The organism is Pseudomonas sp. LBUM1674, assembly GCF_059695635.1.
The window spans coordinates 6,476,516-6,489,578 of sequence record NZ_CP166779.1 but is presented as its reverse complement, the minus strand read 5'-3'; the positions used below and the strand labels follow the sequence as shown (position 1 = coordinate 6,489,578).

Genomic DNA, 13,063 nt, shown 5'->3' with positions numbered 1-13,063 from the left:
TTTATGCGTTGGTTGTTGCTGCTGCTGCTCGTTCTCAATGTGTTCTATTACATCTGGCACCAACAAGAAGCGCCTCTGCGTGCGAAAGATGTAACGCCGTTGAGCTTGTATCGAGGCTCGCAGCAGGATATCCGCCTGTTGAGTGAGGCGACTGATGCGGCGCGAGATAAAGAAAAATCGCCCCGGGCGGATGATGGTTGCCTGTATCTGGGCGGTTTTGCGCGTCAGGAAGCCGCTCAGGCGGTCGAGCGGCGATTGAATGGCATGGAAATCAGATTCCAGTCATTGCCGAAGGATTTCGCCGAATCTGCTGGTTACTGGGTGCGTGTGGCGCCCGAAAGCCGGCGTCGGCTGGATGATTCGCAGCTGAAAAACCTTTCCAGGGAATTCAATGAGTTAAAACATAAAATAATGCCGTGCGAGGGGGTTGCACCTGCTCAATAGTTTGCATAGAATGGCGCCCGCTCCGCAGTGAAGACCTTTAAGGGTCAACGATGCGAAGCGAGGTCAACGCAGCTAACCTCAGGTTTTTAATGAGAAAATGCTTGACAGAAGGCCGGCGTAGTATAGAATGCCGGCTCGCTTAGGAGGGGTTCCCGAGCGGCCAAAGGGATCAGACTGTAAATCTGACGTCTACGACTTCGAAGGTTCGAATCCTTCCCCCTCCACCATTTTTAGCGAGAGCTGCAAGCCTCGCGGGTATAGTTTAGTGGTAGAACCTCAGCCTTCCAAGCTGATGATGCGGGTTCGATTCCCGCTACCCGCTCCAAGTTTGCAGGTTTTGCACGGTGTTACGCTCTTGTAGCTCAGTTGGTAGAGCACACCCTTGGTAAGGGTGAGGTCAGCGGTTCAAATCCGCTCAAGAGCTCCATATAACAAGGCAGATATGAAAATATCTGCCTTTGTTTTAATGGCCTGGTTGTGTTTCGTTGTCCCTGAGGGTGGTTTGAGCCCCAGTGCTGGTGGAGTGCAAGGGTCGTTGAGTAAATTGTTGTAAAGTCTTTTTCGGGCCGGCATAATGGTCGGCCTGATTTTGTTTTAGGTCAGTAGCTCAATTGGCAGAGCGACGGTCTCCAAAACCGTAGGTTGGGGGTTCGATTCCCTCCTGACCTGCCAGATTCACCCGGTGTGTCTGGCTTTCTTTTCACAGGATCTTCATAGATGACTCCTAAAGCTGAAGCTCAAGGCTCTCGCTTCGATCTGCTCAAGTGGCTAGCAGTAGCTGCTTTGGTGGTTGTTGGCGTTGTTGGCAACCAGTATTACTCTGCTTCGCCGATCCTGTACCGCGTACTCGCTTTGCTTGTCATTGCTGCTGTAGCTGCCTTTGTAGGCCTGCAGACAGTCAAGGGCAAGTCTTTCTTTGTACTGGTGAAGGAAGCTCGCACCGAGATTCGTAAAGTCGTATGGCCAACTCGCCAAGAAACCACGCAGACCACGTTGATTGTTGTGGCTGTTGTCCTGGTTATGGCGTTGCTGTTGTGGGGGCTTGATTCCCTGCTCGGCTGGCTTGTTTCCTTGATTGTCGGCTAAGGGTGTCCCGTGGCTAAGCGTTGGTACGTTGTGCATGCTTACTCCGGTTACGAGAAGCATGTCATGCGCTCGTTGGTAGAGCGCGTAAAGCTGGCTGGCATGGAAGATGGCTTTGGCGAAATTCTGGTTCCCACTGAAGAAGTGGTTGAAATGCGTAATGGCCAGAAACGCAAAAGCGAGCGCAAGTTCTTCCCAGGTTATGTGCTGGTCCAGATGGACATGAACGAGGGTACTTGGCACTTGGTCAAGGATACACCTCGGGTGATGGGTTTCATCGGCGGTACTGCTGATAAGCCTGCGCCAATCACAGATAAAGAGGCAGAAGCGATTCTGCGTCGTGTTGCTGACGGTAGCGACAAGCCGAAGCCGAAGACGTTGTTCGAGCCGGGCGAGTCGGTGCGCGTCAACGACGGCCCGTTTGCTGATTTTACCGGCACGGTTGAAGAAGTTAATTACGAAAAGAGCCGGATCCAAGTGGCAGTGCTCATTTTCGGACGCTCTACTCCGGTAGAGTTGGAGTTCAGCCAGGTCGAAAAGGTCTAGCTGAGCAAGCATCCCAACCCCGCAGCCTCAGGCTGTGGGGTTTTGTCGTCACTGGGATAAACGCGCAAGTAACCGGGGAGCCTTTCGAGGCGTTCGAACCCGTAATTGGAGTGCCTCATGGCCAAGAAGATTACCGCTTACATCAAGCTGCAAGTGAAGGCCGCTCAGGCTAACCCAAGCCCACCTGTTGGTCCTGCACTGGGTCAGCACGGCGTGAACATCATGGAATTCTGCAAGGCTTTCAACGCCCGTACTCAGGGTATTGAGCCAGGCCTGCCGACTCCAGTGATCATCACTGTCTACAGCGACCGTAGCTTCACTTTCGAAACCAAGTCCACCCCTGCTTCGGTTCTGCTGAAGAAGGCTGCTGGTCTGACTAGCGGTTCCGCTCGTCCGAACACCGTTAAGGTTGGCACCGTGACCCGTGCTCAGCTGGAAGAAATCGCGAAAACCAAAAACGCGGATCTGACTGCAGCTGATATGGACGCAGCCGTGCGTACTATCGCCGGTTCTGCTCGTAGCATGGGCCTTAACGTGGAGGGTGTGTAATGGCTAAGCTGACCAAGCGTCAAAAGGCTATCGCCGGCAAAATCGAAGCAGGCAAGTCCTACAACTTTGTAGACGCTGCCGCCCTGCTGGCTGAGCTGTCGACTGTCAAGTTCAGCGAGTCGTTCGACGTTGCTGTAAACCTGGGTGTTGACCCGCGTAAATCCGACCAGGTCGTTCGTAGCGCTACTGTGCTGCCACACGGCACTGGCAAGACCGTTCGCGTTGCCGTGTTCACCCAGGGTCCAGCTGCTGAGGCCGCTCTGGCTGCCGGCGCTGACCGTGTAGGTATGGACGACCTGGCTGCCGAAATGAAAGGCGGCGACCTGAACTATGACGTCGTTATCGCATCCCCGGATGCCATGCGCGTTGTAGGCCAGTTGGGTCAGATCCTCGGTCCACGTGGCCTGATGCCTAACCCTAAAGTCGGCACCGTAACCCCAGACGTAGCTACCGCGGTTAAAAACGCCAAGGCTGGTCAGGTTCGTTATCGCACCGACAAAAACGGCATCATCCACACCTCCGTTGGCAAAGTCGGCTTCGATGCCGTCAAGCTGAAGGAAAACGTTGAAGCCCTGATCGCTGATCTGAAGCGTATCAAGCCAGCTTCCTCGAAAGGTATTTACGTCAAGCGCGTGACCCTGAGCACCACCATGGGTCCAGGCCTGGTCATCGACCAAGGCTCGCTCGACGCGTAAGACACAGGTTGGCGCAAGTGATTGCGCCAATTGAAAGATTGGGGTCCCTGCCTGGCGGGGGCTATCCAAGACCGTAGGCGACGCAAGTCTTAAACCTCAAGCCTACGCAGATGGTGCTCCCGGTTCCTTACCGAATCAGACACCAAAACGACATCTGGCCTCGGTTGGATGAAACGGTAACAAGCAGGAGTTTTTCCCGTGGCAATTAAACTTGAAGACAAGAAGGCCATCGTCGCTGAAGTCAACAAGGCTGCCCAAGTTGCTCTGTCCGCTGTCGTGGCTGATGCCCGTGGCGTAACAGTAGGCGCTATGACCGGACTCCGTAAAGAGGCTCGTGAAGCTGGCGTATACGTACGTGTTGTACGTAACACCCTGCTCAAGCGCGCCGTTGCTGGCACTCAATATGACGTGCTCAACGACGTGTTCACCGGCCCGACCTTGATTGCATTCTCCAAAGATCATCCGGGCGCTGCTGCCCGTATCTTCAAAGAGTTCGCAAAAGGTCAGGACAAGTTCGAGATCAAGGCAGCTGCGTTCGAGGGCAAGTTCCTCGCAGCTAATCAGATCGACGTACTGGCAAGCCTGCCGACCCGTGACGAAGCAATTTCTCAGCTGATGAGCGTGATTCAAGGCGCAACCAGCAAATTGGCTCGTACTCTGGCGGCTCTTCGCGACCAGAAAGAAGCTGCCGCAGCCTAAGGCTAAGCGACTCCTTTCAGCGTTTATTGTTTATTTCGATGGCCGCGTAGGCTGTCACCCCAATACAGGAATTTATAGTCATGTCTCTGACTAACGACCAAATCATCGAAGCAATCGGCGAAAAATCCGTTCTGGAAATCGTTGAGCTGATCAAGGCCATGGAAGAGAAGTTCGGCGTTTCCGCTGCCGCTGCTTCCGCAGGTCCTGCTGCTGTTGCTGCCGTTGTTGAAGAACAAACTGAATTCAACGTCAATCTGGTTGAGACTGGCGAGAAGAAAGTTAACGTGATCAAGGCTGTACGTGAACTGACCGGTCTGGGCTTGAAAGAAGCCAAGGCTGTAGTTGACGGCTGCCCAGGCATGGTTCTGGAAGCTGTTTCGAAAGACGCAGCTGACAAAGCCAAGGCTGTTCTGGAAGAAGCAGGCGCTAAAGTCGAGCTGAAGTAAGCATCGACTTTGCGTCTCCAGCCCGAGCGTTAAGCGAAAGGCTGATGGCTGGTGGCTCTTGCCACCGGCCTTTTTCCGTTATTGGCAGCCGACTCGGTCGGCGCCGATAACGAGCTGTAACCACCCGATGCGGTGGCGCAAACCATGGGGTTTGCACGATTTTCTGGCTGCTCCCGTCGGGAGGGGCCAAACAAGCAGGTGACCAAGCTGGGGAACGCTGATGGCTTACTCATATACTGAGAAAAAACGTATCCGCAAGGACTTTAGCAAGTTGCCGGACGTCATGGATGTGCCGTATCTCCTGGCAATCCAGCTGGATTCGTATCGTGAATTCTTGCAGGCGGGAGCGACTAAAGATCAGTTCCGCGACGTGGGCCTGCATGCGGCCTTCAAATCCGTTTTCCCGATCATCAGCTACTCCGGCAATGCTGCGCTGGAGTACGTCGGTTATCGCCTGGGCGAACCGGCATTTGATGTCAAAGAATGCGTATTGCGCGGTGTAACTTACGCCGTACCTTTGCGGGTAAAAGTGCGCCTGATCATTTTCGACAAAGAATCGTCGAACAAAGCGATCAAGGACATCAAAGAGCAAGAAGTCTACATGGGTGAAATCCCCCTGATGACCGAGAACGGTACCTTCGTAATCAACGGTACCGAGCGAGTAATCGTTTCCCAGCTGCACCGTTCTCCGGGCGTGTTCTTCGACCACGACCGTGGCAAGACGCACAGCTCCGGCAAACTGCTGTACTCCGCGCGCATCATTCCTTACCGCGGTTCGTGGCTGGACTTCGAGTTCGACCCGAAAGACTGCGTATTCGTGCGTATCGACCGTCGTCGCAAGCTGCCTGCATCGGTACTGCTGCGCGCGCTCGGCTATACCACTGAAGAAGTGCTCGACGCGTTCTACACCACCAACGTTTTCCACCTGAGCGGCGAAACCCTCAGTCTGGAACTGATTGCTTCGCGTCTGCGTGGTGAAATCGCTGTTCTTGATATTCAGGACGAGAAGGGCAAGGTCATCGTTGAGGCTGGTCGCCGTATTACTGCGCGCCACATCAACCAGATCGAAAAAGCCGGTCTCAAGACCCTGGAAGTGCCTCTGGACTACGTCCTGGGTCGCACTACCGCCAAGGTCATCGTGCATCCGGCAACCGGCGAAATCCTGGCTGAGTGCAACACCGAGCTGAACACCGAAATCCTGGCGAAAATCGCCAAGTCTCAGGTTGTTCGCATCGAGACTCTGTACACCAACGATATCGACTGCGGTCCGTTCGTCTCCGACACGCTGAAGATCGACTCCACCAGCAACCAATTGGAAGCGCTGGTCGAGATCTATCGCATGATGCGTCCAGGCGAGCCGCCAACCAAAGACGCTGCCGAGACCCTGTTCAACAACCTGTTCTTCAGCCCTGAGCGCTATGACCTGTCTGCGGTCGGCCGGATGAAGTTCAACCGTCGTATCGGTCGTACCGAGATCGAAGGTTCGGGCGTGTTGTGCAAGGAAGACATCGTCGCGGTACTGAAGACTCTGGTCGACATCCGTAACGGTAAAGGCATCGTCGATGACATCGACCACCTGGGTAACCGCCGTGTTCGCTGCGTAGGCGAAATGGCCGAGAACCAGTTCCGCGTTGGCCTGGTACGTGTTGAGCGTGCGGTCAAAGAGCGTCTGTCGATGGCTGAAAGCGAAGGCCTGATGCCGCAAGACCTGATCAACGCCAAGCCAGTGGCTGCGGCGGTGAAAGAGTTCTTCGGTTCCAGCCAGCTGTCCCAGTTCATGGACCAGAACAACCCGCTGTCCGAGATCACCCACAAGCGTCGTGTGTCTGCACTCGGCCCTGGCGGTTTGACTCGTGAGCGTGCTGGCTTTGAAGTCCGTGACGTACACCCGACTCACTACGGTCGTGTATGCCCGATTGAAACGCCGGAAGGTCCGAACATCGGTCTGATCAACTCCCTGGCTGCCTATGCGCGTACCAACCAGTACGGCTTCCTCGAAAGCCCGTACCGTGTGGTGAAAGACGCTCTGGTCACCGACGAGATCGTCTTCCTGTCCGCCATCGAAGAAGCCGATCACGTGATCGCCCAGGCTTCGGCCACGATGAACGACAAGAAAGTCCTGATCGACGAACTGGTAGCTGTTCGTCACTTGAACGAGTTCACCGTCAAGGCGCCGGAAGACGTCACCTTGATGGACGTATCGCCGAAACAGGTAGTTTCGGTTGCAGCGTCGCTGATCCCGTTCCTCGAGCACGATGACGCCAACCGTGCGTTGATGGGTTCGAACATGCAGCGTCAAGCTGTACCCACCCTGCGCGCTGACAAGCCGCTGGTCGGTACTGGCATGGAGCGTAACGTAGCCCGTGACTCCGGCGTTTGCGTCGTGGCTCGTCGTGGTGGCGTGATCGATTCCGTCGATGCCAGCCGTATTGTGGTTCGTGTTGCTGATGACGAAGTTGAAACCGGCGAAGCTGGTGTCGACATCTACAACCTGACCAAGTACACCCGCTCCAACCAGAACACCTGCATCAACCAGCGTCCGCTGGTGCGTAAAGGTGATCGGGTTCAGCGCAGCGACATCATGGCCGACGGTCCGTCCACCGACATGGGTGAGCTGGCGCTGGGTCAGAACATGCGCATCGCGTTCATGGCATGGAACGGCTTCAACTTCGAAGACTCCATCTGCCTGTCCGAGCGTGTGGTTCAGGAAGATCGCTTCACCACGATCCACATTCAGGAACTGACCTGTGTGGCACGTGACACCAAGCTTGGGCCAGAGGAAATCACTGCAGACATCCCGAACGTGGGTGAAGCTGCACTGAACAAACTGGACGAAGCCGGTATCGTTTACGTAGGTGCTGAAGTTGGCGCAGGCGACATTCTGGTCGGTAAGGTCACTCCGAAAGGCGAGACCCAGCTGACTCCGGAAGAGAAGCTGTTGCGTGCGATCTTCGGTGAAAAAGCCAGCGACGTTAAAGACACCTCCCTACGCGTGCCTACCGGCACCAAGGGTACCGTCATCGACGTACAGGTCTTCACCCGTGACGGTGTTGAGCGTGATGCTCGTGCACTGTCGATCGAGAAGACTCAACTCGACGAGATCCGCAAGGACCTGAACGAAGAGTTCCGTATCGTTGAAGGCGCGACTTTCGAACGTCTGCGTTCCGCTCTGGTCGGCCGTAAAGCCGAAGGCGGCGCCGGTCTGAAGAAAGGTCAGGACATCACCGACGAAGTGCTCGACGGTCTTGAGCACGGCCAGTGGTTCAAACTGCGCATGGCTGAAGATGCTCTGAACGAGCAGCTCGAGAAGGCTCAGGCCTACATCGTTGATCGCCGCCGTCTGCTGGACGACAAGTTCGAAGACAAGAAGCGCAAACTGCAGCAGGGCGATGACCTGGCTCCAGGCGTGCTGAAAATCGTCAAGGTTTACCTGGCAATCCGTCGCCGCATCCAGCCGGGCGACAAGATGGCCGGTCGTCACGGTAACAAAGGTGTGGTCTCCGTGATCATGCCGGTTGAAGACATGCCGCACGATGCCAATGGCACCCCGGTCGACGTCGTCCTCAACCCGTTGGGCGTACCTTCGCGTATGAACGTTGGTCAGATCCTTGAAACCCACCTGGGCCTCGCGGCCAAAGGCTTGGGCGAGAAGATCAACCGCATGATCGAAGAGCAGCGTAAAGTTGCCGATCTGCGCAAGTTCCTGCACGAGATCTACAACGAGATCGGCGGTCGCAACGAAGATCTGGACAGCTTCTCCGACCAGGAAATCCTGGATCTGGCGAAGAACCTGCGTGGCGGCGTTCCAATGGCCACTCCAGTGTTCGACGGTGCCAAGGAAAGCGAAATCAAGGCCATGCTGAAACTGGCAGACCTGCCAGAAAGCGGCCAGATGCAGCTGACCGACGGCCGTACCGGCAACAAGTTCGAGCGCCCGGTTACTGTTGGCTACATGTACATGCTGAAGCTGAACCACTTGGTAGACGACAAGATGCACGCTCGTTCTACCGGTTCGTACAGCCTGGTTACCCAGCAGCCGCTGGGTGGTAAGGCGCAGTTCGGTGGTCAGCGTTTCGGGGAGATGGAGGTCTGGGCACTGGAAGCATACGGTGCTGCTTACACTCTGCAAGAAATGCTCACAGTGAAGTCGGACGATGTGAACGGCCGTACCAAGATGTACAAAAACATCGTGGACGGCGATCACCGTATGGAGCCGGGCATGCCCGAGTCCTTCAACGTGTTGATCAAGGAAATTCGTTCCCTCGGCATCGATATCGATCTGGAAACCGAATAACACGTGACGCGAATCGAGAGCGGGGCAGGATTGCCCGCTCTCTGCTCCGCCAGGAGGAAAGGCCTTGAAAGACCTACTGAATTTGCTGAAAAACCAGGGTCAAGTCGAAGAGTTCGACGCCATCCGTATTGGATTGGCATCGCCTGAGATGATCCGTTCGTGGTCGTTCGGTGAAGTTAAAAAGCCGGAAACCATCAACTACCGTACGTTCAAACCTGAACGTGACGGCCTGTTCTGCGCCAAGATCTTTGGCCCGGTAAAGGATTACGAGTGCCTGTGCGGTAAGTACAAGCGCTTGAAGCACCGCGGTGTGATCTGCGAGAAGTGCGGCGTTGAAGTCGCGCTGGCCAAGGTTCGTCGTGAGCGCATGGCGCACATCGAACTGGCTTCGCCAGTTGCCCACATCTGGTTCCTGAAATCGCTGCCGTCGCGTATCGGCTTGCTGATGGACATGACCCTGCGTGATATCGAACGCGTTCTCTACTTCGAGAGCTATGTCGTTATCGACCCGGGCATGACCACCCTTGAAAAAGGTCAGCTGCTCAACGACGAGCAGTACTTCGAAGCGCTGGAAGAGTTCGGCGATGATTTCGATGCCCGCATGGGTGCCGAGGCTGTCCGTGAACTGCTGCACGCTATCGACCTGGAACACGAGATTGGCCGTCTGCGCGAAGAAATTCCGCAAACCAACTCCGAAACCAAGATCAAGAAGCTGTCCAAGCGTCTGAAGTTGATGGAAGCCTTCCAGGGTTCCGGCAACCTTCCAGAATGGATGGTGCTGACCGTTCTGCCGGTTCTGCCGCCAGATCTGCGTCCACTGGTCCCGCTGGATGGCGGTCGCTTCGCGACTTCCGACCTCAACGATCTGTATCGTCGAGTGATCAACCGTAACAACCGCTTGAAGCGTCTGCTCGATCTGTCCGCTCCGGACATCATCGTGCGCAACGAAAAGCGTATGTTGCAGGAAGCCGTCGATGCACTGCTCGACAACGGTCGTCGTGGCCGCGCTATCACCGGTTCGAACAAGCGTCCTCTGAAATCCCTGGCTGACATGATCAAGGGTAAACAAGGTCGTTTCCGTCAGAACTTGCTCGGTAAGCGTGTTGACTACTCCGGTCGTTCGGTAATTACCGTAGGTCCGACCCTGCGTCTGCACCAGTGCGGTCTGCCGAAGAAGATGGCTCTCGAGCTGTTCAAACCGTTCATTTTCGGCAAGCTGGAAATGCGTGGTCTCGCGACCACCATCAAAGCTGCCAAGAAGATGGTCGAGCGCGAGCTGCCAGAGGTTTGGGACGTTCTCGCTGAAGTGATTCGCGAACACCCGGTTCTCCTCAACCGTGCACCGACCCTTCACCGTCTGGGTATCCAGGCGTTTGAACCGGTACTGATCGAAGGCAAGGCTATCCAGCTGCACCCTCTGGTCTGTGCTGCGTACAACGCCGACTTCGACGGCGACCAAATGGCCGTGCACGTACCGCTGACACTGGAAGCCCAGTTGGAAGCGCGTGCGTTGATGATGTCGACCAACAACATTCTGTCGCCAGCCAACGGTGAGCCAATCATCGTTCCGTCGCAGGACGTTGTATTGGGTCTGTACTACATGACGCGTGAAGCGATCAACGCCAAGGGCGAAGGTCGTGTGTTCGCGGATCTGCAGGAAGTTGACCGTGTGTTCCGTGCCGGCGAAGCTGCACTGCACGCCAAGGTTAAAGTGCGGATCAACGAAACCGTCAACGATCGTGATGGTGGCAGCGTCAAGAACACCCGTATCGTCGACACCACTGTCGGCCGTGCGCTGTTGTTCCAGGTTGTTCCACCTGGCCTGTCGTACGACGTCGTCAACCAGCCGATGAAGAAAAAGGCGATCTCCAAGCTGATCAACCAGTGCTACCGCGTGGTTGGTTTGAAAGAGACCGTGATCTTCGCTGACCAGTTGATGTACACCGGTTTTGCTTATTCGACCATCTCCGGCGTTTCCATCGGTGTTAACGACTTCGTTATCCCGGATGAAAAAGCCCGCATCATCAATGCTGCTACTGATGAAGTGAAAGAGATCGAAAGTCAGTACGCCTCCGGCCTGGTAACCCAGGGCGAGAAGTACAACAAAGTGATCGACCTTTGGTCCAAGGCGAACGACGAAGTTTCCAAGGCGATGATGGCCAACCTCTCGAAAGAGAAAGTCATCGACCGTCATGGCGTCGAAGTCGACCAAGAGTCCTTCAACTCGATGTACATGATGGCCGACTCGGGCGCACGGGGTTCTGCTGCGCAGATCCGTCAGCTCGCCGGTATGCGTGGCCTGATGGCCAAGCCGGACGGTTCCATCATCGAAACGCCGATTACTGCGAACTTCCGTGAAGGTTTGAGCGTACTTCAGTACTTCATCTCCACTCACGGTGCTCGTAAAGGTTTGGCGGATACCGCGTTGAAAACGGCGAACTCCGGTTACCTGACTCGTCGTCTGGTAGACGTGGCGCAGGATCTGGTCGTGACCGAGATCGATTGCGGCACCGAGCATGGCCTGGTAATGACGCCGCACATTGAAGGCGGTGACGTTGTCGAGCCGCTGGGTGAGCGCGTATTGGGTCGTGTCATTGCCCGTGACGTATTCAAGCCGGGTACCGAGGAAGTTATCGTTCCTGGTGGCACTCTGGTAGACGAGAAGTGGGTCGAGTTCATCGAGCTGAACAGCATCGACGAAGTGATCGTGCGTTCGCCGATCAGCTGCGAAACCCGCTACGGCATTTGCGCCAAGTGCTACGGCCGTGACTTGGCTCGTGGTCACCAGGTGAACATCGGTGAAGCGGTCGGCGTTATCGCTGCCCAGTCCATCGGTGAGCCGGGTACCCAGCTGACCATGCGTACGTTCCACATCGGTGGTGCGGCAAGCCGGACCTCCGCAGCCGACAGCGTTCAGGTGAAGAATGGCGGTACCGTCCGTCTGCACAACCTGAAGCATGTTGAGCGAGTGGATGGTTGCCTGGTTGCCGTGTCCCGTTCCGGTGAGCTGGCGATCGCTGATGACTTCGGTCGTGAGCGTGAGCGTTACAAGCTGCCGTACGGTGCTGTGATTTCGGTTAAAGAAGGTGACAAGGTCGACGCTGGCGCAATCGTGGCCAAGTGGGATCCGCACACTCACCCAATCGTTACCGAAATGAAAGGTACCGTGACCTACGTGGGCATGGAAGAAGGCATCACGATCAAGCGTCAGACAGACGAATTGACCGGTATGACCAACATTGAAGTACTCGACGCCAAAGACCGTCCAGCTGCCGGTAAAGATATCCGTCCTGCTGTGAAGATGGTTGATGACAACGGCAAGGATCTCTTGCTGCCGGGTACCGACGTAATTGCTCAGTACTTCCTGCCTGCCAACGCCCTGGTCGGTGTAGCGGACGGTGCGAAAATCGCGATCGGTGATGTTATCGCTCGTATTCCGCAAGAGACTTCGAAAACCCGTGACATCACCGGTGGTCTGCCGCGTGTTGCCGACTTGTTCGAAGCTCGTCGTCCGAAAGAAGCTTCGATTCTGGCGGAAGTCAGCGGCACCATCGCGTTCGGTAAAGAGACCAAAGGCAAGCGCCGTCTGGTTATCACCCCGAACGACGGTAGCGATCCGTACGAAGAGCTGATTCCGAAGTGGCGTCACCTGAACGTCTTCGAAGGCGAACAGGTAAACCGCGGCGAAGTTATCTCCGACGGTCCGAGCGATCCACACGACATCCTGCGTCTGCTGGGTGTGAGTGCGCTGGCCAAGTACATCGTGAACGAGATCCAGGACGTTTACCGTCTGCAAGGCGTGAAGATCAACGACAAGCACATCGAGACCATCCTGCGTCAGATGTTGCGTAAGGTTGAAATCGCTGAATCCGGCGACTCGACTTTCATCAAGGGCGACCAGATGGAGTTGACTCACGTTCTGGTAGAGAACGAGCGTCTGGCTGGCGACGAGAAATTCGTTTCCAAGTTCACTCGTGTGTTGCTGGGTATCACCAAGGCGTCGTTGTCCACCGAATCGTTCATCTCGGCGGCTTCCTTCCAGGAAACCACTCGCGTACTGACCGAAGCGGCGGTAACCGGCAAGCGCGATTACCTGCGCGGCCTGAAAGAAAACGTGGTCGTGGGTCGTCTGATCCCGGCCGGTACCGGTCTGGCTTATCACAGCGAGCGCAAGCGTCGCCGTGAGGCTGACAAACCGTTGCGCGTAAGCGCCAGTGAAGTGGAAGCTGCACTGACCGAAGCGCTGAACTCGAGCGGTAACTGAGTTCTGCGGTAAATGAGCGTAAGGCCCTGGTCGCTCCGTTCAT

General features: G+C 55.8%; 9 protein-coding genes and 4 tRNA genes. All 13 read left to right on the top strand.

Annotation, left to right across the window (positions count from 1 at the left end):
• The first annotated feature begins 3 nt into the window (after nt 1-3).
• The 13 genes from ACA067_RS29830 (at nt 4) to rpoC (ending at nt 13,020) form a co-directional block, all read left to right on the top strand.
• Nucleotides 4-444, top strand: coding sequence for a hypothetical protein (locus ACA067_RS29830; RefSeq protein WP_497459681.1), 441 nt, complete (start codon nt 4-6; stop codon nt 442-444).
• 142 nt (nt 445-586) lie between these two features.
• A tRNA-Tyr gene (locus tag ACA067_RS29825) sits at nt 587-671 on the top strand.
• Between the two features lie 24 nt (nt 672-695).
• Nucleotides 696-769 (top strand) — tRNA-Gly (locus tag ACA067_RS29820).
• 26 nt (nt 770-795) lie between these two features.
• Nucleotides 796-871 (top strand) — tRNA-Thr (locus ACA067_RS29815).
• Nucleotides 872-1,040: 169 nt separating this feature from the next.
• A tRNA-Trp gene (locus ACA067_RS29810) sits at nt 1,041-1,116 on the top strand.
• A 45-nt stretch (nt 1,117-1,161) separates the two neighbouring features.
• Nucleotides 1,162-1,530, top strand: a complete 369-nt coding sequence (gene secE / locus ACA067_RS29805; RefSeq protein WP_150766964.1) for a preprotein translocase subunit SecE — start codon at nt 1,162-1,164, stop codon at nt 1,528-1,530.
• 9 nt (nt 1,531-1,539) lie between these two features.
• Entirely contained in the window at nt 1,540-2,073 is a 534-nt protein-coding gene (gene nusG, locus ACA067_RS29800) for a transcription termination/antitermination protein NusG (protein WP_007896622.1), read from the top strand.
• Nucleotides 2,074-2,190: 117 nt separating this feature from the next.
• Nucleotides 2,191-2,622, top strand: a complete 432-nt coding sequence (rplK, locus tag ACA067_RS29795) for a 50S ribosomal protein L11 (protein WP_003210097.1) — start codon at nt 2,191-2,193, stop codon at nt 2,620-2,622.
• Nucleotides 2,622-3,317 (top strand): 50S ribosomal protein L1, encoded by a 696-nt coding sequence (rplA, locus tag ACA067_RS29790; RefSeq protein WP_007896626.1) that lies wholly within the window; start codon nt 2,622-2,624, stop codon nt 3,315-3,317. The genes rplK and rplA overlap by 1 nt, the downstream gene beginning before the upstream one ends.
• Nucleotides 3,318-3,515: 198 nt before the next feature.
• The gene (gene rplJ, locus ACA067_RS29785) at nt 3,516-4,016 is read left to right on the top strand and encodes a 50S ribosomal protein L10 (RefSeq protein WP_008145489.1); all 501 of its coding nucleotides are present in this window, start codon (nt 3,516-3,518) and stop codon (nt 4,014-4,016) included.
• A gap of 80 nt (nt 4,017-4,096) precedes the next feature.
• On the top strand, nt 4,097-4,462 hold the full coding sequence (rplL, locus tag ACA067_RS29780; protein ID WP_497459680.1) for a 50S ribosomal protein L7/L12: 366 nt from the start codon (nt 4,097-4,099) through the stop codon (nt 4,460-4,462).
• Between the two features lie 220 nt (nt 4,463-4,682).
• Nucleotides 4,683-8,756 (top strand): DNA-directed RNA polymerase subunit beta, encoded by a 4,074-nt coding sequence (gene rpoB, locus ACA067_RS29775; RefSeq protein ID WP_497459679.1) that lies wholly within the window; start codon nt 4,683-4,685, stop codon nt 8,754-8,756.
• 64 nt (nt 8,757-8,820) lie between these two features.
• The gene (gene rpoC / locus ACA067_RS29770; RefSeq protein ID WP_462011127.1) at nt 8,821-13,020 is read left to right on the top strand and encodes a DNA-directed RNA polymerase subunit beta'; all 4,200 of its coding nucleotides are present in this window, start codon (nt 8,821-8,823) and stop codon (nt 13,018-13,020) included.
• Nucleotides 13,021-13,063 lie beyond the last annotated feature (43 nt).

Excerpts from the sequence above, each read along its gene's own strand:
- ACA067_RS29830 (WP_497459681.1), top strand. The coding sequence starts at position 4 with ATGCGTTGGTTGTTGCTGCTGCTGCTCGTTCTCAATGTGTTCTATTAC.
- secE (WP_150766964.1), top strand. The coding sequence starts at position 1,162 with ATGACTCCTAAAGCTGAAGCTCAAGGCTCTCGCTTCGATCTGCTCAAG.
- rplK (WP_003210097.1), top strand. The coding sequence starts at position 2,191 with ATGGCCAAGAAGATTACCGCTTACATCAAGCTGCAAGTGAAGGCCGCT.
- rplA (WP_007896626.1), top strand. The coding sequence starts at position 2,622 with ATGGCTAAGCTGACCAAGCGTCAAAAGGCTATCGCCGGCAAAATCGAA.
- rplL (WP_497459680.1), top strand. The coding sequence starts at position 4,097 with ATGTCTCTGACTAACGACCAAATCATCGAAGCAATCGGCGAAAAATCC.
- rpoB (WP_497459679.1), top strand. The coding sequence starts at position 4,683 with ATGGCTTACTCATATACTGAGAAAAAACGTATCCGCAAGGACTTTAGC.